General features: G+C 60.4%; 11 protein-coding genes. 10 read left to right on the top strand and 1 reads right to left on the bottom strand.

Translation table 11 applies throughout. The features are described 5' to 3' along the window. Positions 1–123 precede the first annotated feature (123 nt). On the bottom strand, positions 124–957 hold the full coding sequence (locus JZX87_RS20915; RefSeq protein ID WP_206827753.1) for an IclR family transcriptional regulator: 834 nt from the start codon (positions 955–957) through the stop codon (positions 124–126). 170 nt (positions 958–1127) lie between these two features. Between JZX87_RS20915 and JZX87_RS20910 the strand changes: the two genes are divergently transcribed. The 10 genes from JZX87_RS20910 (at position 1128) to JZX87_RS20865 (ending at position 25426) form a co-directional block, all read left to right on the top strand. Then, positions 1128–2195 carry an ABC transporter ATP-binding protein gene (locus tag JZX87_RS20910; protein ID WP_206827751.1) on the top strand — a complete coding sequence of 356 codons (1068 nt, stop codon included), beginning with the start codon at positions 1128–1130 and terminating at the stop codon, positions 2193–2195. Then, positions 2192–3046 (top strand): ABC transporter permease, encoded by an 855-nt coding sequence (locus JZX87_RS20905; protein WP_148144725.1) that lies wholly within the window; start codon positions 2192–2194, stop codon positions 3044–3046. The genes JZX87_RS20910 and JZX87_RS20905 overlap by 4 nt, the downstream gene beginning before the upstream one ends. An 11-nt stretch (positions 3047–3057) precedes the next feature. Further along, entirely contained in the window at positions 3058–3852 is a 795-nt protein-coding gene (locus JZX87_RS20900) for an ABC transporter permease (RefSeq protein ID WP_206827749.1), read from the top strand. Between the two features lie 6 nt (positions 3853–3858). Continuing rightward, positions 3859–4161: a (2Fe-2S)-binding protein gene (locus JZX87_RS20895; RefSeq protein WP_148144727.1), complete on the top strand. Its 303-nt coding sequence runs from the start codon at positions 3859–3861 to the stop codon at positions 4159–4161. Beyond that, positions 4158–5564, top strand: a complete 1407-nt coding sequence (locus JZX87_RS20890) for an FAD-dependent oxidoreductase (protein ID WP_206827747.1) — start codon at positions 4158–4160, stop codon at positions 5562–5564. Before JZX87_RS20895 ends, JZX87_RS20890 begins: the two co-directional genes overlap by 4 nt. Continuing rightward, positions 5561–6730: an NAD(P)/FAD-dependent oxidoreductase gene (locus JZX87_RS20885; protein WP_206827745.1), complete on the top strand. Its 1170-nt coding sequence runs from the start codon at positions 5561–5563 to the stop codon at positions 6728–6730. The genes JZX87_RS20890 and JZX87_RS20885 overlap by 4 nt, the downstream gene beginning before the upstream one ends. 3 nt (positions 6731–6733) lie before the next feature. Continuing rightward, the gene (locus tag JZX87_RS20880; protein ID WP_206827897.1) at positions 6734–7780 is read left to right on the top strand and encodes an ABC transporter substrate-binding protein; all 1047 of its coding nucleotides are present in this window, start codon (positions 6734–6736) and stop codon (positions 7778–7780) included. A gap of 102 nt (positions 7781–7882) precedes the next feature. Beyond that, the gene (locus JZX87_RS20875; RefSeq protein ID WP_206827743.1) at positions 7883–8803 is read left to right on the top strand and encodes a 2-hydroxyacid dehydrogenase; all 921 of its coding nucleotides are present in this window, start codon (positions 7883–7885) and stop codon (positions 8801–8803) included. A gap of 327 nt (positions 8804–9130) precedes the next feature. Beyond that, positions 9131–9895, top strand: a complete 765-nt coding sequence (locus tag JZX87_RS20870; RefSeq protein WP_206827741.1) for a LuxR C-terminal-related transcriptional regulator — start codon at positions 9131–9133, stop codon at positions 9893–9895. Positions 9896–10354: 459 nt separating this feature from the next. Next, positions 10355–25426: a carbohydrate-binding protein gene (locus JZX87_RS20865; RefSeq protein ID WP_206827739.1), complete on the top strand. Its 15072-nt coding sequence runs from the start codon at positions 10355–10357 to the stop codon at positions 25424–25426. The last annotated feature ends 62 nt before the right edge of the window (positions 25427–25488 follow it).

The following is a 25488-nucleotide window of genomic DNA, read 5'->3' as shown; positions in this document are numbered from 1 at the left end:
AACTGCTCGGGGCGCTCGTGTCAGGCCACAAGCCTTGTTACGTTTTACATGATCTGAACAGGAGAGCTCTGTCGAAGCCGACTTAACTCTATCGCTAGGGGTAATGTCGCGAAACAAGTCCAATTACCGAAGTCGGTTCTGCGCCTGGACATAGCTCAGGCTACGTGACGGTGAGCGCAGGGCTGGGTCGAATGGATTGATCCGGCGCCCGAGTTCGCGAGCCTCGGCCGAGAGAATATCCACCATCGCCTGCAATCTCTCGCCTTCGGCGCGTTCGGCAAGCGTACCGACGCTCAAGGCCGCGACCACCGTACCGTTTGCGTCGCAGACGGGAACGGCGACGCCCGCCATGCCCGGAATGAGACCCGCATTAAAGCTGACGAAACCCTGTTCGCGGGCATTGGCGAGAAGAAGTCGGAAGCTTGCCTCGTCGAGATGGCTGCGATCGAGCAGACGCGGCATATTGAACCGGATAACGGCTTCTCTTTCCGCTTCCGGCAGGTTGGCGAGAATGGCGGTGCTGCCTTGGCCGATGCCGAGCGGCACCTTGCCGCCGATGTCGCCGGTGAAGGAGCGGATCGGGAAGGGGCCTTCGACACGGTCCAGGCAGACCGCATCATAACCGCTTCGCACGAGCAGGAAGATCGTGTCCGTCAGGGTTGACGACAGGCGAAGCAGTGCCGGTCTGGCCAGTTCGCGCAATCCGTCGGAGCGTCCGGCGCGGGCCGCCAGCACGAAAAATTCGAGACTGAGGCGGTAGCGTTTTCCGCCGGACACCTGTTCGACGAACCCTTCGGCGACCAGATCCTGCATGGCGCGATGGGCTGTCGGCTGGTTGCAACCCACTTCCTTTGCCACATCTATCAGCCGCACCCCGGCGGCATCTGCCGCGCCAAGCGCCTTGAGGATGATCAGCGTGCGCCTTGCGCTTGAGATCTGGCGAGTGTCTTCATCCATTAAATGTAATCCGGATTGGGCTGATCTTCCATAAATTTCATATAATGGAATATTTCAATGATAATTTTCCTAATTGGAATTTTTCATTGACCATAGGCAGTTTTCTACTGTCTCCTTCGCCTGGGAACGAAATTAGAGAAAGCGCGAAAACTGGCGCAACTGGAGTGGACATGAGCTTTCTGACGCTCAATTCGCTGTCGAAAATCTATGGCAATTTCACCGCTGTCGATGCGGTCAATCTGGAAGTCAGCAAGGGCGAATTCGTATCGCTTCTGGGGCCTTCCGGCTGCGGCAAGACCACGACGCTGCAGATGATTGCGGGGCTGGCCGAACCATCGGCCGGCTCGGTCATGCTCGACGGGCGCGAGATCACCCGCGAGAAACCGAACCGCCGCGGGCTCGGCATCGTATTCCAGACCTATGCGCTCTTTCCGCATATGACGGTGGCGCAGAATGTCAGCTTCGGGCTGGAAATGCGCAAAGTCGGCAGAGCCGCGCGCGATCGGCGGGTGGCCGAAGCGCTGGCGCTGGTCAAACTCGACCAATTTGCCGATCGTTATCCGCGCCAGCTTTCCGGCGGCCAGCGGCAGCGCGTCGCAATCGCTCGTGCCCTCGTCATCGAACCGCCGGTGCTGCTGCTCGACGAGCCGTTGTCCAATCTGGATGCCAAACTGCGCGAGGAAATGCAGTTCGAGCTTCGGCGCATCCAGCAGACGGTCGGCACGACGACGATCATGGTGACCCATGACCAGGGAGAGGCGCTGTCGATCAGCGACCGTGTGGTTGTCATGGAACACGGAAAGATGACGCAGGCGGATGTGCCGGCGGCAGTTTATGATCATCCGGCGACGGAGTTCATCTCCTCCTTCATTGGCAAGATGAACAATATTCCCGGTATAGCACTCAGGCTTGGCATCCAGTCTTCCGGCGTCATCCTGCCGGCGACGGACTGTCCCGCCACAGAGGGCGAGCCGGCCATCCTGTCGCTTCGCCCCGAGCGGATTACCATCGTACCCGCGGGCCAGGGGCATCTGCACGGAGTGGTCAGTGCAAGGTTCTTTTTCGGCAGCCACTGGCTGTTCAACGTCGATACGGCGGTCGGCCAGATCATCGTTTCCTGGCCGAATACGGATGGCTCATTGCCTGCATCCCAGGGGCAGCCCGTTGGGCTCTCTTGGTCGCCGGAAAGCGCGCGTGTCTCGGCCCGGACGCGGGAGACTTCGAGGATTGACGCATGACGGCGCAGACATCCTCGACGCCGTGGTTCCTGTCTTTCCCCGGCCTGATCTTCTTCCTCGGCATGGTGGTTCTGCCGCTGACGCTGACCGCGGTCCTTTCCTTTCATGCCTATGATTTCAATATAGGTGTGCTCGACAGCTACACGCTGTCGAACTACACGACGGTTCTCTCCGATCCCTATTTCCTCTCGATCTTCTTGCGGACGCTGAGGATCGCCCTGATTACGACGGTTCTGTGCATCGTGATCGGTGTGCCGGAAGCCTATATCCTGTCTCGGATGTGGAACCCGTGGCGGTCGATCTTCCTGCTCGTCATCATAGGTCCGCTGCTGGTTTCGGTCGTTGTGCGCTCCTTCGGCTGGAGCATGCTGCTCGGTTCGACGGGGTTGATCTCCAAAGCCAGCATCATGCTCGGTCTTGGCCCGGTTCGCATTCTCTACAGCGAGGCAGCGATCGTGATCGCGCTGGTGCATGTGATGCTGCCGTTCATGATCATCCCGGTCTGGACGGCGATCCAGAAGCTCGATCCTGGGCTTGAACCGGCCGCATGGTCGCTTGGCGCTTCGCGCTTTACTGCAGTGCGACGGATCATCCTGCCGCAGATTTCGCTTGGCGTTCTTTCCGGCAGCCTGATCGTTTTCGGCCTTTCGGCAAGCTCTTTCGCCATTCCTGGCCTGCTCGGCGGGCGGCGGCTGAAAATGGCGGCGACCGTCGTCTATGACGAATACATGCACGAGCTGAACTGGCCGCTCGGCGCTGCCATCGCTTTCATCGTTCTTGTCGCCAACCTTCTGATCATGCTGGCCTACAACCGGATGATCGAAGCCAAGGCGCGCAAGGTTCTGGGCTGAGGGGGCGGAATATGGATCGCAACGGACCAAGCGCCCTCATCTTTCACACGCTCGTCGTATGCTTCATGCTGGCGCCTCTGGTGATCATCTGTCTGGTCGCTTTCACGCCCGACAGCACGCTCACCATCCCGACGACCGAGTTTTCGCTGCGGTGGTTCAAGGCCGTGTTTGTCCATCCGGACTTCATGGCATCTTTCTACAATAGCCTGTGGCTGGCAACGCTCGCGGCAACGATCGCCGTGCTGATCTCGCTTCCGGCCGGCATCGCGATCTCCCGCTACGAGTTTCCGGGACGCGGTTTTCTCAATGGCCTGTTCCTGTCGCCGCTGATCATTCCGCATTTGGTTCTCGGAGTCGCTCTTTTGAGGCTATTCACGCTGATCGGCGCAACGGGCAGCTTTGGGTGGCTGGTGGCAAGCCATGTCGTTATCGTCACGCCCTATGTGCTGCGGCTGGTGATGGCGGCGCTCACAGGCATCGACCGCAATGCTGAACAGGCGGCGCTGACGCTCGGTGCCGGGCCGCTCACGGTGTTCCGGCGGATTACCGTGCCGATGATCCTGCCCGGCATTACCGGCGGTTGGCTGCTCGCCTTCATCAACAGTTTCGACGAATTGACCATGTCGATCTTCGTCACCTCACCCCAGACCGTCACGTTGCCGGTCAGGATGTACATGTACGCGACGGAATCCATCGATCCGATGATGGCAGCCGTTTCCGCGCTGATGATCGCCCTGACCGGTATCGCCATGCTCGTGCTCGACCGGGCGTTCGGACTGGACCGTATTCTTGTCGGGCAGAAGTGAACGAAAATGCCGCTCCTGCATCGCGTTGCGCGACAGAATGAAGTTCCGATCAGCTTTTCGCTGAACGGCAAACCTTGCGAGGGACGGCGCGGTGACACGCTGCTCAGCGCCATCCTCACCATCGATGAACGGCTCAGGCCCAGCGATTTCAGCCATGAGCCGCGGGCAGGTTTCTGCCAGATGTCGGCTTGCCAGGATTGCTGGGTCACACTCACAAGCGGTGGGCGGGTGCGTGCCTGTTCCACCCCGCTCGTGGAAGGCATGCAGGTGATCACCCAAGCGATCACCGGGGCGGGAGAGGCCGCATGAGTGACGCTGTAAAAGATCGTGCCCAACCTCTCATCGTCGGAGCCGGCCCAGCCGGTATTCGTGCCGCGGCCACGCTTGTCGCGGTGGGGATTCGGCCGATCGTCGTCGACGAAGCGCCGGCCTGTGGTGGACAGATCTATCGCCAGCCTTTCGTGCCGGATGGTCGCGATGCTAAAGCGCGGTATGGCTCGGAAGCGCCCAAAGCCGAGCGGCTGCATGGAGAATTCGCCGGGCTGCAGGGCAAGATCGATTATCTGCCCAACACGCTGGTCTGGAACCTGTCGGACGGCATTGCCGATGTGGCGACGAATGGCGGGCATCGCCGGCTCGCCCATGATGGGCTGATCCTTGCGACCGGAGCGATGGACCGCATTCTGCCGGTTCCCGGCTGGACCTTGCCCGGCGTATTTTCGCTTGGTGGCTCGCAGATCGCCTTGAAGGCGCAGGGTTGCGTCATCGGTTCGCGCGTCGTCTTTGCCGGCACTGGACCGCTGCTTTATCTCGTCGCTTGGCAATATATGAAAGCCGGGGTGAAGGTGGCGGCGGTGCTGGACGCCGCACCGCTCACCGCGCAAATGGCAATGATGAAGGCCCTGCCGAGCTTCCCCGCCATCGTCCTGCGCGGCACGCGCTTCGTTGTCGAAATGATGATGAAGGGTGTCGCCTTCCACTACGGCATCAACAAACTTCGCTTCGAGGGGACGAGCCGCATCGAGGGCGTCTCCTTCGAGGTGCGCGGCAAACGCCGGCATCTGGCCTGCGATGGTGCGGGCTTTGGGCTCGGGCTGAAGCCGGAAACACAGCTTGCCGATCTCGCCGACTGCCGGTTCGCCTTCAACGAACGGGATCGCGTTTTCCTGCCGCAAACGGATGCCGCTCGCCGCTCCAGTGTCGCCGGGGTCTATCTTGCCGGTGACGGATCCGGCATTGCCGGCGCCGATGCCGCGGAGATGTCCGGTGAGAGGGCAGCGCTATCGTTGATCGAAGACCGCGGCCTTGCCGTCGATCCGCGTCGGGCAGGCGTGCTTGAAAAAGAACTGCGCAGGATCTTTGCTTTCCGCACCATTCTCGAACAATCCTTTCCTTTCCCGTCGCACTGGATCGCCGACCTTCCGGGCGACACGATGGTCTGTCGTTGCGAGGAGATCGATGTTTCGGCCATTCGTGACGTCACCGATCATTTCGGCATTGTCGAGATGAACAGGCTGAAGGCGGTAAGCCGGGTCGGCATGGGACGTTGCCAGGGCCGTGTCTGCGGTTCGGCTGCTGCCGAACTGCTCGCCGCCTCGACCGGCCGGCCTATTTCGGCCGTAGGTCGCCTGCGCGGACAGGCGCCGGTCAAGCCGCTGCCCATGTCCTACTCCGCGATCGCGCCCTCAATCACTGGGGAGGCTGCGGAATGAAGGTCGATGTCGCGATCATCGGTGGCGGTCTTGTCGGTTGTTCCGCAGCGCTGGCCTTGAGGCAGATGGGCCTTTCGGTTGCCTTGCTGGAACGCGGGTTCTGTGGCGCGCAGGCGAGCGGCGTCAACTACGGCGGCGTGCGCCGCCAGGGCCGCCCGGTCGAGCAATTGCCGCTGGCGCAGCGCGCCCATGCGATCTGGCCGAAGCTCAGGCAGTTGATCGGCATCGATGGCGAGTTTCGCCGCACCGGTCAGCTGAAACTTGCCCGCAACGAGGCGGAAATGGCCTCGCTCGAAGCCTATGCCAGAGGCGCTGCATCGAGCGACCTGAAGCTTGAACTGCTTGGCGCCAATGCCCTTGCCGAGCGCTTCCCGTGGATCGATCGCGATATCGCGGTCGGCGCTTCGTTTTCAGCCGATGATGGGCAGGCCAATCCGCGCCTCGTGTCTGCCGGCTTTGCCGCCGCCGCAAGGCGGGCGGGCGCCGAAATTTACGAACAGACGCCGGTGCTTGGCGTTTCGAAGGAAGCCGAAGGGTTTCTCGTCGAGGCGCAGGGTGTACCGGCTATCCGCGCTACGCATCTGGTCAATGCCGCCGGTGCCTGGGCGGGGCCGTTTGCCGACATTTTCGGGGAGGGCGTGCCGCTCGGCCGGATCTATCCGTCGATGATCGTCACCGAGCCGATGAAAGTGTTCATGACCGTCAATACCGGCGTAGAGGGCGGCGAGGTCTATGCTCGGCAGGTAGAGCGCGGCAATTGCGTTATCGGGGGCCAGCGGGGAGTTGCCCGCGCGGACAATGCCGATTTTTCCCGCCCGACGGATGTCGGCGTCACGACAGTGATGCAACGCGCAGCGCGGCTTTTCCCGTCGCTGAAACATGCCCATGCAATCCGGTTCTGGTCGGGAACGGAAGGGGCGATGCCGGACAAGAACCCGGTGATCGGTCAAAGCGGCACTACATCCGGGCTGATCCATGCCTTCGGTTTTTCCGGTGCTGGTTTCCAGATCGCGCCGGGTGTCGGCGAAGTCATCGCCGAGCTGATTACCACGGGTAAGACGACCACACCGATCGATGCCTTTTCGATCACTCGCTTCTTCGTCGACGCCGCCAAGGGCTCGGGCGCCGGCGCTCCACCGCAGAGCCCTCAATCAAGGGGAACGTGAATGATGAAATCCATCCATGCGGCACTCGCCGCCAGCATCGCATGCCTGACCGTTGCCGGTTCGGCCCATGCCGAAACCAAAACCCTGTATGTCGGGATGAACGGCGGCAATCTGGAACGCACGTTCACCCAGGCTGTCTTCCCGGCCTTCGAAAAGGCCAATGACGTGAAGATTGTCGTCGTGCCGGGCACATCCAGCGATATTCTCGCCAAGGCGACCGCTGCAAAGGATGCGCCGCAGATGAACCTGATGTTCCTCGACGATGGCATCATGTATCGCGCCATCGGCCTCGGCCTTTGCGAAAAACTCAAGGAAAGCCCGGAGCTTGCCGAAGTTAATAAGGCAGCCCGGATGAAGGACGACATGGCCGTCGGTGTCAACATGGGCATGACCGGGATCGCCTATAACACCAAGCTGTTTGCCGATAACGGCTGGGCCGCCCCGACCTCTTGGATGGATTTTGCCGATCCGAAATTTGCCGACAAGGTGGTCTTCCAGTCGGCATCCGCCTCGTCCTTCGGCCTGCACGCCTTCCTGATGTTCAACCGCATCCAGGGCGGTGACGAAACCAATGTCGAACCGGGCTTCACGAAGTTCGGCGAGACGATCGGCAAGAACGTGCTCGAATATATTCCGAGCTCGGCGAAGATTTCCGAAATGACCCAAGCAGGCGAAGCGGCCATCTTCCCGCTGACCCCGACGGCGGTCAGCACACTCAAGGCCCAGAGTATTCCGGTCGAATACGCTCAGCCGAAGGAAGGCTCCGTGGTGCTGATGTACACGGCCTGCACGATCGCCAAGAACAACGAGCCGGAACTGACGCAGAAGCTTGCAGCCTATCTGCTGTCGGCCGATGCGCAGTCCGCGGCGCTCGATGCGGGCGATGTCTACCCGTCCAACCCGAAAGCTGTTGCCTCGACGCCGGAAGGCAAGGTGAAGCTTGATGCATTCCAGACCTACATGAAGACTGCCGTCGTTCTTGATTGGGATGCGATCAATGCCAAGCGCGCCGAATGGAACAGCCGCTGGAACAAGATGATCGAACAATGAGCCGTTCGTCCTGACCTTCATGTCGCCGGAAAGCTTTGCGGGAGCTTTGCATCCCGATCGCGCTTTCCGGCGTCTTTTTTGAATGCGCTTGTGGAGTGCCGCGTGAGCCTCGTCATCATCAGAAAAAACGCCCCGACGGCTCCCTGGCAGCAGGCATTCGCCAGTCAAGCACCCGATCTTGTCGTCCATGCCTGGCCCGAAACGGGGCCGCTGGAAGAGGTTGACTATGTGCTCTGTTGGGCACCGGGCGCCGGAGAGATTGCGCGTTACCCCAATCTCAAGGCGGTGTTCTCGCTGGGGGCGGGCGTCGATCATCTCCTGAGCGACGACACGATCCCGCTACATTTGCCGATCGTACGCATGGTCGACAAGTCGATCACAGATGGCATGGTGCAATACGTCGTCATGGCGGTGCTCAACCATCATCGCCGCATGGATGAGATGCGTGCGAACCAGGCTGCAAAGATTTGGCAGAAACTCGATCTCTCAAATCCGCAGATCGGCATCATGGGCATGGGCGGCCTCGGCAAGGCTAGCGCCCGGGCGCTGGCGGCGATGGGATACAGGGTTCGCGGCTGGAACCGAAGCGGGCGGCCGGTTGAAGGTTTAGACGTTTTTGGCGGAGCGGGTGGTCTTAAGTCCTTCCTGGCTGAGACCGATATCTTGATCAGTCTTCTTCCGCATACCGAACAAACGATCGGCATCCTCAATCGGGAAACATTCACAGCGTTGAGGCAAGGTGCCTACGTCATAAATGCCGGGCGTGGAGAACAGTTGGTCGAGGAGGACCTGCTGAGAGCGTTGCGCAGCGGCCAGATCTGTGGCGCCATGCTCGACGTATTCTGCAAGGAGCCATTGGCGTCAGACCACCCTTTTTGGGGCGAAGAGAGGGTTACTGTGACGCCGCACATTGCCAGTTGGGTCGATCCCGCCGCCGGTACGGCGCATGTTCTGCGCGCGATCGAAGCTATCAAGCATTGCGAGATTCCGGAAGGTCAAGTTGATCGAACCGCCGGTTACTAGCTCCTCTCAACGAATACGGACAGGGCTCTCATAAGAGCAGAACGGAACCCACACGGCCCGTATCGAGAGATCATTTTACAGAGACCGAACTTCTATGTCGAAGTATCGAAAGTGATGCCTGCTGATTGATACTTGTTACCATCAGCAGCTCATTAGAGAGTAAGGCACGCACTCCATCTGTTCATGAATATTTTGCTGTCAATGCTTGAATAATCGACGAAGTATAGATGCTTAGCGCTTTTCCAAAATAACCTTTTTCGACACCTGGGAATTAAAGTGTAGATTATTTTTTTATTTCCTTTATTAGTGTCTTGGGGGAGAAGGAATATGCGTGTTTCAGTATTTCTTGTGAGTGACAGCACGATCGTTGCTTGTGCCATGGCGCAAGCCATAAGAACTGAGTTTGCGCAGGTCTCACACTCTCCTTCCTTCTCAAGCGTGGCGGACCTGGTAATCGACTGGGACGACACTGTCGTCATCATCGACGCGGTCAATCCGAAAGAACTGGTTGCGCAACTCAATCGTGACAACGACGCCGTCGACACATCGCACATTATCGTCTTGATGCGGGCAAACCAAAGTGTCGACGAGTATCGATCAATCATCGGCAAAGTGGGCGCGTTGCTGCCTGATGGTGCCTCGCTGCAGGAAATAGCGCTTGCTGCGCGCATCGTTCGTCATGGGATCACGCTATTGCCGACGGTTGCCGTTGCGGGCTTGGGACACTCCGGCCTTAACGACGACACGAATGCCCGGGCCCTTGAGGGATGCTCTTTTACAGATCGCGAACATGCTGTGCTCGGACTGATTTCGAAGGGCGCGAGCAACAAGGTTATCGGCCGAAAACTGGATATCACAGAAAGCACCGTTCGCGTCCATGTTCGGGCCATCCTGAAAAAGCTCGGAATGCAGAATCGCACCCAAGCGGCGCTTTATGCCGTGGGTCACAAGGGCATTCAGGTTGGCTCGGATCTCTTCCGGCCGGCAACAACCGTAATGTCGGCTATTTGCGGCTTTGTTGCCGTCAATCTACGAACATTCATGCCCGAATTCACCCAAACGCTCCTACTCCAGGCATCGATTATCGCCTGAGCATGCGTTTCCCGCGCCGCTCGGCGCGATTGCGGGACAACCATCCCATCTGTCTTATCCCGTTTGGATTATGGTTCTTCGAATTCAAGACGTGAACAGGATCCTGCTCTTGCCGTCGGCTTCGGTTCCGCGCTTGCGGCGTCTCAAAGGTCTCCAGATAGCCCCATCCTTGGCGAGCCTGCCGCTTCAGCTCAATAGATGCTCTCTTTTGCCCCACTGCGATTGCAAGTGGCGCTTTGCCGGTTTCATTCAGAAATTGGCGTTTCGGGTAGGGGGCTGCGCGTTTTGTTTAGTCGTTAATCATTCGTTTACCTCAATTGACCAAGCGCTTCGGCCTTTTGGGATGTTTGTGATCGCAATCGCCTCAAGCACACTGCGGGGTGGGGACAAGCCCGGACAATCACGGGCTGTCGGAGCACTTCGAGCGCGATATCAGCGCTCTTCCTTTTGGGGGCGATCATGGATAACGAAAGCAAATCCGGCAAAATCATCGTGACTTCCGTTGCTGAGCTGACATCCCCGCTGGGGGTAACTGTCGGCGAGGCAGCCGGGGCCAAAGGCTTTCTTCTCGACGTGTCAGTGGGTGGCCTACAGGAAATCCTGATCGCCTTTTCCAATGGCCGTAACGAACCTCTTCGATCGACATTGTCCGTCGGTGGCCAGGTGCCGGAAGTCATCGAGTTTGAGCCGACCGGCTCTTGGACGACCTTCTCCAACAGGGTCCTTCATATCGATCTTGCAGAGGGCATGCATGTCCTGACCTTCTCGTCGCTCAACAATGCCGGTGCGGAAATTGCCAGCGTCAGCAACCTGGGCCCTGCCAGTGGCGGCAAGTCCGGCCGTTCGCTCCTGACATCGGCAGCCCTTGCCGGGTTGAACATTGCCGCCGTCGGCGCGGTTGCGCTGGCGCTGAGCCCCAGTGTCCAGCACGCGACGGAGGAAAAGCCGAGGGTTGGTGCTGCCCCTGACGATACGCCGCCTGCGCCACGGGCCGAAGAGGTTGCAAGTCTTGCAGCGACACCTTTGTCTGCCACCGCCAATGCATCGAACGAAACCCAGGAAGAGGCGTCTGCAACACCGGATGGCAAGGCGAACCTGACGACCGGTACCGTACCGCAAGCTGCGCCGGCTGATTTGGCTTCCGCTGCAATACCGGAAACGAGCGGGCGCGATTTCCGCTTCATCGGCGCCGGTGATATCTCTTCTTCCGGCCGCGAGGGCGGTCCCGTTTCGTATGTTGCGCCGATCGAGATCGGAGGACAGGCGGTTAACCGCTCCGTAGCTGCGTTGGTCACGGTAGAGCCTTCGGTAGACAACCCGGCTCTGGTCGCAGACGAACCTTCGGAGAACGTGGTTGAGGAAGTGGTCGAGCCGTCGGTGGAGCCACCAGTCGAACCGGTGATTGAGCCGCCGGTCGTAACAGCCATGCCCTTACGCATTCAGGCTGAAGTCGCCACGCTCGGCAATTCCGGTGGCAACGTGACCACCAATCCGAATGTCGTTCATAAGGACACAGCGGGCGCGACCGATATTCCGAATGCGGACGCGGCCGATGGCGACGCCTATGTCGATTTCGCCGGCGTCGGGACCAATAACAATATCGGCAACGGCCAGTATATCCAATGGACATTCTCCGTTGGCCAGGCGGGTTTCTACGACATTGGTTTCGGTTATGCGTTTTCCTCGACCGTTACCACCCGTCCGATGCGTCTCGACGTGAATGGCCAGCTTTGGGATCGCGTCTTCGACTTCAATGGCACGACAAACAACGCCACCTATTCGGAGAGCGGGACCCGCGTTCTGCTGCAGGCCGGAGAAAACACGATCCGCCTGACGGCGAACGGCTTTTCGGGGCCGAATATCGACTATCTGGAAATCCGCAATGCCGATCCGAACATGATCGTGATCCAGGCGGAAAGCCTTGTGACCCAGGTCGGCAACAATTCCAACGGCGCGATAAATCGGCCGATCAATCTGTCAAACACGCCTGCGAGCGAAATCTTCCGATTTGGCGCCGAAGGCGAATCCTATCTCGACTGGGCGCAGAGTGCCGCTGCGCAGGTGTCGATGACATTCGACGTTCCCGTTTCCGGCACCTATTCGTTCATGGTCACCTATGCCAACGGCGGCACAACAAACCGGCCGTTGAAGCTTTATAGCGACGCGGTCGCAGGCGATCCGCTACACACGCTCAACTTCGCCTCCACACAGGCCAATGCGGTGAGGGCGCGCCCGACCGATCTTCCCACCAATGTCCAGACAGCCCCGGCCGGTGCCACCGGTATCGGTCAGGGCTGGGAAGGCTGGTCAGTCGAAACCGTCACGGTGCATCTTGAGGCCGGCTCCAACACACTGATCCTCAGCGGCGCCGGCGTCACGACCGGTCCCAATATCGACAAGTTCGTCATCAAGCTTTTGGAAGCCGATCCGACGCCGGTCGAAAATACCGCTCCGATTGCGCTCGACCTGACGGTTGAAGGCGTCGAGGACACGTCGATCACGATCGACGTTGCGGAACTGATTTCCGACGCCGAAGATGATACGCTCACCATCATCGCAACGGTGCCGGCAGAACAAGGCACCGTCTTGGTTCTTGGCACCGTCATCACCTTCACACCGGCTGCCGACTTTCATGGCTCGGCATCGATCAGCTACACGGTGACCGATCAGGACGGCCTGAGCGATACGTCCACCGTTACCGTCACGGTTGCTTCGGTGAATGATACACCGCTGCTGTTTGGCAGCGTCGCCCCGCAGAACGTGGTCGCAGGCAGTGCGCATGTCATCGAGCTTCCATTGACGACCGACGATGTGGATGGCGACGATGTCTCGCTCGTCATCGCCAATGCCGAAGAGCTGCCGGACGGCTTTTCGATCGTTGCGGGCAAGCTCGCGATTGCTGCAAGTGTCGATCCGGGCTCTTATTCGGTGGAGATTGTCGGTTCTGACGGTACGCTCAGTTCGACCCCGATCACGGTCAGCATCACCGTTGCTCCTGAGCCGGTCGACCCTGTCGATCCCACCAATGCGGCGCCGGAAATCTCCAGCGAACCGGGCTTCGTCATCAACGAGAACAGCCTTGCTGTCGGCCAGATCAGCGCCTCCGACGACGATGGAGACCTGCTGCAATATGCGCTCTCCGGTGCCGATGCGAACAGGTTCACCATCGATACCAATGGCAACCTGTCGCTGATCGCAGCGCCCGATTTCGAAAGCCCGAACGATGCGGATGGCGATGGTGTCTATTCCGCCACCGTGACCGTCGGCGACGGACAGACCACCGCCACACAGGCCATCACTGTCACGATCGCCGATATCAACGAAGCGCCGACCGGCATTTCGTTTACGGGCGCAAACACGTTCGTGGAAAACGTGGCGCAGGGCACTGTGCTGGGCACGGTCGGCGGATCCGACCCGGATGGCGACTTGCTGTCCTATGCGGTCAGCGACGCACGTTTCTTGATCAATGGCGGCCAGCTGATCGTCGCACCGGGCGCCAGCTTCGACTTTGTCGCAGAACCGTCTGTCCAGATCGTCGTCAGCGCCACCGATGGGGTGCTCACGACCACGCAAACCTTTACCTTCGGCGTGACCGACGCGCCGGATCAGCCGGTCGAACCGGCTGATCCGCAGTCACTCGTCTTCAACCACGCCGGCCTGACGCCCTACAGCGCGCAGGACAGCGGTCCCGGCGGCGTCATTGCCGATGGCGGCAATACGCTCACCCTTAACGGGAATTTCTGGAAACGCGCGTTGCTCGGAGAAAGCTACACGATCACCGACAACACCCAGCTGACCTTGAAGGTCACTATCGGGAGTTCGCTATCGGAAATCATCGCTATCGGTTTCGACAACGACGAGCTGCCTTTCGAGGCGAGCGACAAGTCGATCTACCAGATCGCCGGCAACCACAACCAGCCTTCCTTCATCGACCTGCGCAACGGCTCGGCCGGAACACCCGGCCAGATTATTACGGTCACCATCGATCTTTCGGCCCATGCGGGCAAGACGATCAGTTCGCTGGTGTTCATCGCCGACGATGACCAGGCCAGCAACGGCCTCGGCTCGGTCAGCTTCTCCAACGTGCAGCTTGCCGAGATCGAACCGGAAAATACCGTTCCCGGCATTGTCGGCGGTGGTTTTGCCGACATGAGCATCAACGAGCGCGGTTTGCTCGAAGTCGACCTTCCCTTCGTCGATGCGGATGGCGATACGCTGACCTATACGCTGGACGTGAAGACTGCGCTGGGTGTTCCCGCCCAGGGTTTTGCCGGCCTCGTCTTCGAGGACGGGGTTCTCTCAGGCCCGATCGCGGCACTGCCGGGAAGCTATACGGTTACCGTTGTCGCGACAGACGGCCGTGGTGGTTCGACCAGCAGCGATTTCGTCCTGACTGTTGCCGACATCAACGATGCACCGGTCGCCGACACGTCGATCCAGTTCGAGCCGATGGAAGCGATGACGGGAGACGAGGTATCAATCGACATCTCGTCCTTCAGCGATGCGTTTTCCGATGTCGACGGCGATCAGCTGACCTTCTCCGTCGAAGACCTTCCGCCCGGCCTCAGCCTCAATGCGCAGGGTGTCATTGTCGGTACACCGACGCAGCCGGGCGAGGGCTTCTTTACCGTTGTCGCGACCGATCCTTCCGGCCTGCGTGCGGAAATCCAGGTTCCGTTCCTGATCGGCGGTGAGGCCACAGGCGAGACAAGCTTCGTCGTCGAAGCGGAAGCGTTTACCGGTCTGGGCTCGGCGACCGGCTTCTATCTCTCGGCTGCACCCGCCGCTTCCGGCGGCCAGTTGATCCGCACCAATGCCAACCAGTCTGCCAATGTCACCACCGTTCTATCGCAGAACGGCGTGACCGAAGGCTGGTACACCGTCACCATCAGCGTCTTCGATGAGACAGACGGCAGCGCCACCTTCTCCCTGAAAATCGGCGAAACGGTTCTGGCGAGCAATCTGAGCTTCGACAATAACGGCACGTTCGACAATCCGTCGGCGCGTGGCAATGCCGCGCAGGCCGGTAACCTGAAGACCATCACCTTCACCAGTCCGGTCTTCATCAATAATACAACCATCGCGCAGCTTTCCGGCCAGTCGGATAGCGGCGAGCACCTGCGTATCGACAAGCTGACCTTCACCCCGACCACCGGGCCGGTGCAGCAGGCACCAGGCGCTGTGACACTGACGGGTGGCTCGATCAACGAAAATGTCGTCGCGGGCATCATCGGCACGCTTTCGGCCACCGATCCGGATGGCAACAGCGCCGCGATCGTCTACACGACGACGGATACGCGCTTCACCATCGAAGGCAACACGATCCGTCTCGCCGATGGCGTAAGCCTCGATCACGAGGCGCAGGAGACCGTAACCGTCTCCGTCAAGGCAACCGACACCCAGGGTCTTTCGACCACCACGAACCTGGCGATCAATGTCGGTGACGTCAACGAAGCCCCGAAGCTCGTGGTGGGAGCCGATATCGCCGATGTCGTGCTGGATGCCGGCGAGGGGACAACGATCAACCTTGCAACGGCACTCGGCGCTACCGATCCGGATGCGGGCGACAGCGTCAGCTATGTCGCAACCCTTGCCAACGGCTCTGCGCTGCCGACCGGTATCAGCGTTGCCGGTGGCGTGCTGACCGTCGCGACCAATGTGGCCGCCGGTACCTATGCCATTTCGGTTGCCGCCAGCGATGGTGAGCTTTCGAGTGCACCGGTGACCTTCTCAGTCACGGTAGGCGAACCGGTGATCCTGGTGCCGTTCTCGACCACGATCCAGGCGGAAGCCGGCTCGATCACGCTGCTGGACAATGGTTCGAACACGACGATCACGACCATCCGCGACCCAAGCAACCAGGAATCCCCCGGTACCGTGGGCCTCGTCAATGGCCTGCGTCCAGGCTTCTCCGGAACCGGCTATGTCGATTACGGCGACACGGCGGGCGATCGCCTGAACTACAGTGTCGATGTGCCGGCAGCCGGCACCTACACGTTCAGCATCCGTTATGCCAGCAATAGCGCCCGCCCGCTCAATCTCGTCGTCAATGGCGGCACGGCGCAATCTCTGCCCTTCGTCGCCACCGGCACCAATACGTCCGGCCCGGCGGAAGGCTTCAACAACTGGTCGTTCCAGACGGTTACGGTGGCGCTGCAGGCGGGGACCAATACGTTCTCGCTCGCCATCCCGCCGGGTGCCACGACCGGTCCTAACCTCGATTCCATCGAGATTACCGGCAATGTGCCCTCGACCGGCGATACATCGGCTGATGCGGACGAAATCCCGTTGTTCCTCTCCGGCCCGCAGGGACCCTTGAGCGGCGCCGGTGCCGACTCCATCAACTTCAACCTTGCCGGTATCGACGACGATATCGTCAAGGTGGAGATGAGCTTCGATGGTGGCGTGACGCGTGTTACGGTCAATCCTGATGCCGACGGCGATTATGCGGTCGACGGTTCGGCGCTTGCATCGGGCAATTACGCGGCGATCGCCTATGTCACCGATGCTGCGGGTAACGTAGCGCAGTCGCAGATGAATATCACGATCGCCGGTCCGGTTGTCGTCGCGCCGCTCACCATTCAGGCGGAAGACGAAACGAAGGTCACCGTCAACGATACCGGAACAGGCGACAGCGACACGTCTCTCACCCGCGAGGTCAATGCCACCCGTCTGGATGCAACGGGCAATTATCGTCCCGGCGCGAATGGCGGTGCCTATATCGATTTCGGCTCCAATCCGGGCGATGCGATCACTTTCAACGTAAACGCGACGGCAGCAGGCACCTACCTTGTCACATTCCGTTATGCCAACGGAGCCACGACGGATCGTCCGCTTGTCATGGCTGTCAATGGCGAGAGCGAAGGCTCCGTTTCCTTCGTTCCAGGGCCGGTCACCGGCACCGGCTCCGCCGCAACGGGCTGGAATTCCTGGATCGAGAAAAGCGTCGAGGTGACGCTGACGGCTGGGGCTAATACTATTCGCCTCGAAATTCCGGCCGGCGCGGTCGGTGGCCCCAATATCGACCAGGCAACTTTCGAATATCTGGATGGCGAAGGCCCGCAGAACCCGACCGAGCCGTTCTCTGTTACAATCGAAGGCGAGACATTCACGATCACGGATATCGAGGCGAACGCCTCGACGCCGGCCGACACCGTTTATCGCACGCCCACCAACAAGGAAGGTGGAGCGAATGCCGGCAATAGCGGGCCCGGACTGACCTATGACAGCAACGGCCTGCGTCCCGGCTATGAGGGCAGCGGTTATCTCGACATGGGCGGAGAGGTTGGCGACAAGGCCGGCTTCAACGTCACCGTCGATCAGGCGGGCACCTATCAGCTGACGATCCGCTATGCCAATGGTGGCACGACGGATCGCCCGATGGTGCTGTCGATCAACGGAGAGAACCAGACCATATCGATGAACTCGACCATCCCGACCGGCGGCACCGGTGACCAGGGTTGGGCGAACTGGGTGGAGGTTACCTACGACATCGAGCTTGACGCCGGCGTCAACGCCATTTCGATTGCCAACACGACAACCAACGGTCCGAATATCGACAATGTCACGATCAGCCGCGAGGGAGACGAGGGGCCAGGAGAAACCCGCGATCTCATCCGCTTCGAGCCGGTGGTGAAGATCAACTTTGAACCGGCACCAGGCCAGACGACGCAGGGCCTGCCGACAGGATATCAGACCCCGACGGGTTATCTTGCCGATACCGGTGCCGCATATGGCAACCGCGGAAACGGCTTCTCCTATGGCTGGGTGACCGAGGCAAGCGTTGCCGACGGAACCGCCAACGGCACGATCGCATCCGCCCAACCGGCAAATGCCCATTGGTACAAGGACACCGTTTCCGGCGCGTCCAGCCTGCAGAAGACCTACGCCCATTTCGAATATCCGGGTGCCGGAGCCGCCGGTGCACGCGCCTGGGAAATGGCACTCGAAAACGGCACCTATCAGGTGACGATGTCGGTCGGCGATACGGCAGGAGCCTTCGATTCCAACTACATCATCAACCTCGAAGGCGTGAATGTCTTGCCTGAGTGGACGCCGGCAAACCCGATCAACGGCAGCCAGAACGGCGGCGGTTTCCGCTCGACGCTGGTCACAGCTGTGGTGACGGTAACGGACGGCAGGCTGACGATGGACTCGATCGGCGGCGTCAACACCGAAATCCAGTATCTCGAAGTCGAGCGCATTCCCGACCTCACGCCGGGCGATGGCCGAAGCGCCGACAAGGATTTCTCCTACTTCGTCGCCCCTGTCGCTGCCTCGCTGGAAGACGGCCAGGTCTCGATCGCGATCGGTCCGGATGGCGAATTGCCGACCGGCATCGATCCAACCTCGACCTTCGTCGTCGGCATCAACCTGCAGGCGGAAGGCAATCGCGGGCCGAACATCACCCATACCGACAATATTACGCTGATCGAGACACTCACCGGCATCGAAGTGCCGGTTGCGATCCAGATCAGTGGTGGCGCCGATACGCTCAACATCCGCCCGCTTCAGGATCTGAAGGAGAATACCAGCTATACGCTGAAGGTTCAGGACGTGATGGACCTCGGATCGATCACCGATCCGAACGGCCCGCTCAGGCAGTTCCAGGACCTGACGACCACGTTCGTCACGGGCACGGCGCCGGAAGACGTGCCGCGCGAGGTCGCCTTCTCGACCGACGTCATTCTCAACGGCTTTGCCGATGGCTCCTTCGGTTATACGTCGATCGAGTTCGGCCCTGACGGCAAGCTTTATGTCGCCACCATCACCGGTGAAATCCATCGCTGGGACGTCAATCCTAACGGGACGATCGACAAGGCCTCGCAGGAAACGCTGTCGCTCAGCTATCTCGAAGCACCGGGAGGCGAACGCCGCGGCATTGTCGGCTTCGTCTTCGATCCTGAAGATCCCAATACGATCTGGATTTCCGACAACGCGCCGATCCCGCGTGAATCCAAGGCGTTCGACACGCCGGAATTCTCCGGCCGGGTCAGCAAGGTTACGCTCAGCGAGGTCTTCGAGAATTCGACGGCGGAAACTTATATCACCGGCCTGCCGCGCTCAGGTGGCGACCACCTGACCAACAGCCTGGAGTTCCGCCGTAACCCCGATTACACTGCGAGCAACGGCGAGCCGGAATATCTCCTCTATCTCAGCCAGGGATCCAACTCCGCGGCTGGCGCTGCCGACGGCGCGTGGGGGAACCGTCCAGAACGCCTGCTTAATGCGGCAATTCTCGAGATAGATCCGACGCGCGATGCGCCGGCCGGCGGGTTCAACGTACAGACCGAGCCCAGTGTCGCCGGAAACCCGAGCTATCAGTCGCCGGCTGCGAGCTTCAATGCGAACGGCACCCATTCGACATTCTACAATCCGTTCGCCCCGGATGCCGTGCTGAGCATCTATGCCACCGGCGTGCGCAATGCCTACGACCTTGTCTGGCATTCGAACGGTAATCTCTACGTGCCGACCAACGGCACCGCTTCGGGCGGCAAGACGCCGACCGATCCGACCCAGCCGGGCCTCGACACGACGATCGCCAACTCGCCGAAACAGTACGACTATTTCTTCACCATCGACGAGGGTGGCTATTACGGCCATCCCAACGTTCTGCGTGACCAGTATATCCTCAATGGTGGCAACCCGACGGGTGGCCGAGATCCGAACGAGGTTGTCGGCGGCAATGACGGCAACAGCAATACGGATGGATACCAGACCGGCGTCCAGCCCGATCCGGACTACGATCTCGATGGCGTCTACAATCTCGGCTACAACCAGTCGCCGAACGGCGCGATCGAATATACCGGCGGAGCCTTCGGTTCCAACCTCAAGGGCGCGGTCCTCTTCGCCCAGTTCTCAACCGGCGATAACGTCCGCTACATCCGTGTCGATGCCCAGGGCAATATCATCGACGACGACGTGCTGCGCCGTCCCGACGGTTCGGTCATCGACGATTATATCGATCCGCTCGACATCATCGAAAACCCCGTGACCGGCCAGCTCTACCTGATGACGCTGAACCGCAGCACGGGTGCGAGCCAGCTGATCCTGCTTACCCCGGCGCCCGGTGGCGTTACGCAGGATCTGACGGCCGACGAGGGCAACAATCTCGCCCTCGTCGCCGTCGACGTTACCGATTCTGAAGCCGCGATCTTCCGCATCGATGGTCTAGACGACGATATCACGGCGATCCGCATTTCCTTCGATGGCGGGCCGAAGCAGACGATTACCGTCAATGCGCAGAAGCAGTTCACCATCGATCTCGGAACAACATCGGGGCCGGTGACTGCCAGCCTCGAAGTCACGGACGACGCGCTCAACAGCAAGACCGTGAGCCTGAATTTCGTGCCGGGCGAAGAGCCTTCCGGTGAGGATTTCGTGCTTCTCACCACCATTCAGGCCGAAGACAGGACACCGAATGACGGCACCTCCGTCGTCGTGCCGAACGGGACCGCACCGCAGATCCAGATCCGCGATGCGTCCAATATCGAACCCGGCACTGTCGCCGGTACGGTGAACGGCCTGCGTCCGGGTGCTTACGGCACGGACGGGAATACCAACAGCAATGATGGAATTCCGGGCGGTTATGCCGACTTCGGGTCCACCAATGCCGATTTCATCAGCTTCAATTTCTCGGTTCCGTCGGATCAGGCCGGCAATGCCATCCTGCGCTTCCGTTATGCCAATGGCGGCACGACGGACCGGCCATTGCAGCTTGAAATCAACGGCACGATCATCAAGGTCCAGTCCTTTGCGCCGACGTCGGTGACCGATGGTTCCGACCCCTGGAACCACTGGCAGACGATCGAGATCCCGGTCGTTCTGACGGCGGGCGCCAATACGGTCACCCTCCGTTCCGTCTCTAACACCGGCCCGAATATCGACCAGCTGGAAGTGCTGGTGGCGAGCGAAGGAAATGCCGTTCCCAATGATGGCGAAATGGTCGTCGACGGCACGACCTATGTGAAATACGAGGCGGAAAAGGGTGATCTCGGCGGTGCGGCGATCATCACGGAAAACCGCAACCAGTCCGGCGGCGCCTTTGTCGACTATGTCGGCACAGCCGACCAGTCGGTCAGCTGGACGATCTCGACAGGCACCAGCGGCAGCTACGGCCTCGATATCCTCTATGCGCTTGGTGCGGGAAAGGCCGCGCGCCCGATGACTATTCTCGTGAATGGTGTCGCGGTCCAGACGCTACCTTTTGCCGCCAACTCGAATGCCGGGGAAACCGTCTGGGGGCCGCAGTCGGTCACACTTGACCTGTCTGCCGGCACAAACGTTATTACCCTGAAAGCGCCGGGCGGTGTCGGTCCGAACATCGACTACATCCGGGTCACCAAGGATGCGGTCGCCATCTTCGAACCGGATTACGCCGAGATCGACGGCTCCGGCCGCATAGAGCTTGAGGCGACCGATGGCTCGGCGCATACCGTCAACGGCAGCACCGTCGACTTCTACTTCACCGTCGATGCGGATGGCACCTACAAGCTGGATGTCGCGGCCAATGCCAACGCAGTCAATGGCCAGTCGCTGAAGTGGTTCCTCAATGGCGTCGAAGTGGATATCAGCGCCTTCCCGGGCGCAGGCACAGCAGGGGAGGAGTCCGTCTATCTGGCGCTCGAAGCCGGTGAGAACTACCAGCTGCGCATCGTCTCGAACGCACCGGGTGCCAACGGTCTCGACTATCTCGATATCCAGCCGGCGCCAGGCAATCCGAATGCCGATATCGCGGTGCAGAGCCTCGATGCCGCCTATTTCGACGACCGGCTGCATTTCTCCTATATCGAGGACCCGGATGCCGTGGAACCCGGCGCGCCGCGCGACTTCAAGGATACCGGTACGGTGCGGTTGAGCAATACCGGCACCGAGCCGCTGACCATCAGCGACTACCAGCTCACCGGCCCGTTCGTGTTGCAGAACCCGAATGCGCTCAACGGCGCCACGATCGCGCCCGGCTCCTTCCTTGATGTGACGGTTGTCTTCAATCGTGCGGCCTATACGCCGCCGACCACCAATGTCGATGCGACCTCGACCGTCTTTGAAGGCCAGTTGAAACTCATCACCAATGATCAGGACAGCCCTGTCGCAAACATGAAACTTGCCGGTTTCTGGCAGGCACGCGACGAGGGTGGCCAGGAACCCAATGTCAACGAGATCTGGAAGATCTTCGGTTTCGGCAACGTGATCGAGGGGTTGAGACTGCAGGGCGGCGGCGAGAACTCGGTTCTCTCTACCGACGACGTCTTTGCCAAGACCGATGAGACGGAAGTGCTGTCGCCGTACTGGAAGCTCGCCGATGGCGTGACAACCGCGAAGATCACCCAGATCGCAGCTTTCCACGGGCCTGGCGGCGCGACGATCGGCATCCACAATCCCGGCAACAAGGGGCAGGGCACGACCTTCTGGAACCACGAAGGCAACGACAACCAGCGGCTTCTGCCGAATGCCGGCAATGACAACACCTTTGCCACCCGCAACTTCACCAACAACGATATACCTGACGGCTGGGCGGGCAACGAAATCTTCGGGATAACCGTGGCCGGCCTTTCGACCGACCCGCGTCTCAACCCGACAGGTGGGGTCATCGTACCCGGCGCTCAGCAGGGGCATACCGTGAAAATGTTCCAGGCGCTCGACGCCAATGGCAACGTGATCCCGAATGTCTATCTCGGCATCATGGACTATACCGGCATCAACTACGATTATAACGACAACCTCTTCGTCATCGAGGGCGTCCAGCCGGTCGGTTTCGGTGCGGATATGGTCATTTCCAGTCTCGATGATGCCGCAGCAGACGACCGTCTGGTCTTCACCAATATCGACCAGCCGGTGAATGCCGCGCAGACTTTCCGCAACGAGGCGACGTTCACCATCACCAATGATGGCTTTACCGCGCTGACACTGACGAGCCTTGTCCTGTCGGATACTTCGGCCTTCGAATTTGTCGGCACGGTTCCGACGAGCGTTGCCGCCGGCGCCTCCGTTCAGGTCACCGTCCGCTTCAAGGGTACCCATGCCGCCAATACTGCCGGTGCGGATCTCTACAAAGCGACGCTGACGATCAACTCCAACGATTACGATGGTGCGCAGGTCATCCGGCTTGCCGGGCTGGCGCAGGAGTTTTCCGAAAACAATTCCGAGCCGACTGTCGCCCAGATTGTCGAGGCATTTGGTTACTCGACCGATATCGCGCAGGGCCAGCTTGCCAATGGCGGGAAGGTGGAAACGATCGGCGACGAAGTGCTGATGCCCTATCTGCAAAAGCTCGACCCGTCCAAGAGCGTCGAGGTCATCCAGATGGCGGCCTTCCTGCAGCAGGGCAATGTCGCTCGCCTCGGTTATCACCAGGTCGGATCGAGCGCCGTGACCAATCTCTTCGCCAATGACGACCAGCAGGGCCAGACGGTTCTCCCGGATCAACTGGTGACGGGAAACGGTGCCGGTGCATCCGTCGCCCGCGGCGTGATCAACCAGAACACGCCCTTCGGTCTGTTCATCTCGGTCGATGGCCGCCCGACCTACGCCTCGTGGACCGACCCGGAAGCCAACAAGATCGATCCGAATTTCGGCCAGCTCGTCGGCGAGGACCAGGGTCATCTGATCCGCTTCTTCGAGGCGCTCGATGCCGACGGCAACGTCATTCCCGGCACCTATATCGCCATCCAGGATTATCCGGGCGCTGGAAATTACGACTACAACGACCACATGTTCATCATCAAGAACGTCAAGCCGCATGCCCTGACGGCTGCCAATGACGCCAATGGTGACGGCATCAACGATGCGCTGCGGCTTGATGCGGACAATGACGGCACGGTCAACTTCTTTGACACGACCACGCCGCCGCCGACCGGACCGCAGACACCTTATGGCGGCACGGCTCCGAGCTTCACCAATGGCGTGCTGACAGTCGACGCGACGAACTTCGACAATGGCGGCCAGGGTATTTCCTGGAACGACAATACAGGCCTCGACAACCCGACAAGCAACCCGACCTTCCGGCCGGGCCGTGATGTCGAATTGGTCGGCTCGGGCCTCGATATCGGCCATGTGAAGCCGGGCGAGTGGGTGGAGTACACGATAAATGTGCCGACGGCCGGAACCTACACCTTCTCGGCCAATGCCAAGACACCGGTGACCGGGGCCACCATTTCCGTCTCGCTGAACGGCCAGACGCAGCTTGGAACAGTCACGCTGGCAGACGGTCATGCAGGCGGATCGAACTTCGGCAATGCGGCTTTCGCCGACAGTGCGCCGATCTCGATCAACCTCGGCGCGGGCGTGCAGACGCTCAGGCTTACCTTTAATGGTCCGCTTGCATCGAACGGCTATGTGTTGGATCTGGCTTCGTTCAAGCTGACGGCACCGGTCAACCAGCAGACGCCATATCCGGGAGCCGCCCCGACCTTCACCAACGGGGTGCTGACCGTCGACGCCACAAACTTCGACAATGGCGGCCAGGGGATTTCCTGGAATGACAATGCTGGCCTCGACAATCCGACGAGCAACCCGACCTTCCGGCCGGGGCGCGGTGTCGAGCTGGTCGGTGCGGGTCTCGACATTGGCCATGTTAAGCCGGGCGAGTGGGTGGAGTACACGATCAATGTGCCGACAGCCGGGACCTACACCTTCTCGGCCAACGCCAAGACGCCGGTTGCCGGCGCCACGATCGGCGTCTCCCTCAATGGCCAGGCCCAGCTCGGCACGGTCACCCTTGCCGATGGCCACGCGGGCGGTTCGAATTTCGACAGCGCCGCCTTTGCCCAGAGTGCGCCGATATCGATCAATCTCGCTGCAGGTGTGCAGACGCTGCGGTTGACTTTCAACGGTCCGCTCGCTTCCAACGGCTACGTGCTGGATCTGGCATCCTTCACGCTGACGGCGCCGGCCAGCCAGCAGCCCTTCGGTGGTGTGGCTCCGGCACTCGGCGATGCGGGTCTCGTCTTCGACGGCGTCGAGTATGACAATGGCGGTCAAGGCGTCGCTTACAATGATGCCGCTGGCCTTCAGGGTGGCACCAATGGTGGCCGCGCAGGTTCGTCGGTCGAGATAACCAGCAGCGGCGACGTGGGCTGGATCGCCAACGGCGAATGGCTGGAATACACGATCAACGTGACAGAGGCCGGTACTTACGACTTCAACCTGTCCATGTCGCTTGGCGAAACCGGCGGCCCGAACCGCAGCGTGACGGCCACCTTTACCAACGGCTCGGCAGTCGACACGGTGACGGTCGCGACGCCCAGAACCGGAACTTGGTCGAACTTCCAGGACACCGAAACCGTCAGCGTCGCGCTCGATGCGGGTACCACGGTCGTGCGCCTGACCTTCAACGGCGGCTCGCAGGACTTCTCGTCCTTCTCGCTGGAACCGGCAGGTGCATCCGCGATGACATTGATGAGCCTCGGTCTGGATGGCGAGACCTCCGCCATCGACGACACGCCGCCCGCCCCGGAGATCACGGATCTCGGCACGACGCCGCTCGAAGAGCAGGAGCAGAACCACCTGCAGGGCTACGACATCGTCATCTGACGGGATCGGGCGACGGCGCCTGTCAAAGGGCGCCGCCGCCAATCAAGGGGGAATGGCCGGGA

The organism is Agrobacterium sp. Ap1 (assembly GCF_017313375.1).
Taxonomy (GTDB): Bacteria; Pseudomonadota; Alphaproteobacteria; order Rhizobiales; family Rhizobiaceae; genus Neorhizobium; species Neorhizobium cellulosilyticum.
Note: the sequence above shows the minus strand (reverse complement) of the source record. Positions and strands in the feature narration are given on the sequence as shown.

Bases quoted from the DNA above. Each gene is read 5' to 3' on its own strand.
- JZX87_RS20865 (WP_206827739.1), top strand. From the start codon at position 10,355: ATGGATAACGAAAGCAAATCCGGCAAAATCATCGTGACTTCCGTTGCT.
- JZX87_RS20890 (WP_206827747.1), top strand. From the start codon at position 4,158: ATGAGTGACGCTGTAAAAGATCGTGCCCAACCTCTCATCGTCGGAGCC.
- JZX87_RS20870 (WP_206827741.1), top strand. From the start codon at position 9,131: ATGCGTGTTTCAGTATTTCTTGTGAGTGACAGCACGATCGTTGCTTGT.
- JZX87_RS20880 (WP_206827897.1), top strand. From the start codon at position 6,734: ATGAAATCCATCCATGCGGCACTCGCCGCCAGCATCGCATGCCTGACC.
- JZX87_RS20895 (WP_148144727.1), top strand. From the start codon at position 3,859: ATGCCGCTCCTGCATCGCGTTGCGCGACAGAATGAAGTTCCGATCAGC.
- JZX87_RS20905 (WP_148144725.1), top strand. From the start codon at position 2,192: ATGACGGCGCAGACATCCTCGACGCCGTGGTTCCTGTCTTTCCCCGGC.
- JZX87_RS20910 (WP_206827751.1), top strand. From the start codon at position 1,128: ATGAGCTTTCTGACGCTCAATTCGCTGTCGAAAATCTATGGCAATTTC.
- JZX87_RS20915 (WP_206827753.1), bottom strand. From the start codon at position 957: ATGGATGAAGACACTCGCCAGATCTCAAGCGCAAGGCGCACGCTGATC.
- JZX87_RS20900 (WP_206827749.1), top strand. From the start codon at position 3,058: ATGGATCGCAACGGACCAAGCGCCCTCATCTTTCACACGCTCGTCGTA.
- JZX87_RS20885 (WP_206827745.1), top strand. From the start codon at position 5,561: ATGAAGGTCGATGTCGCGATCATCGGTGGCGGTCTTGTCGGTTGTTCC.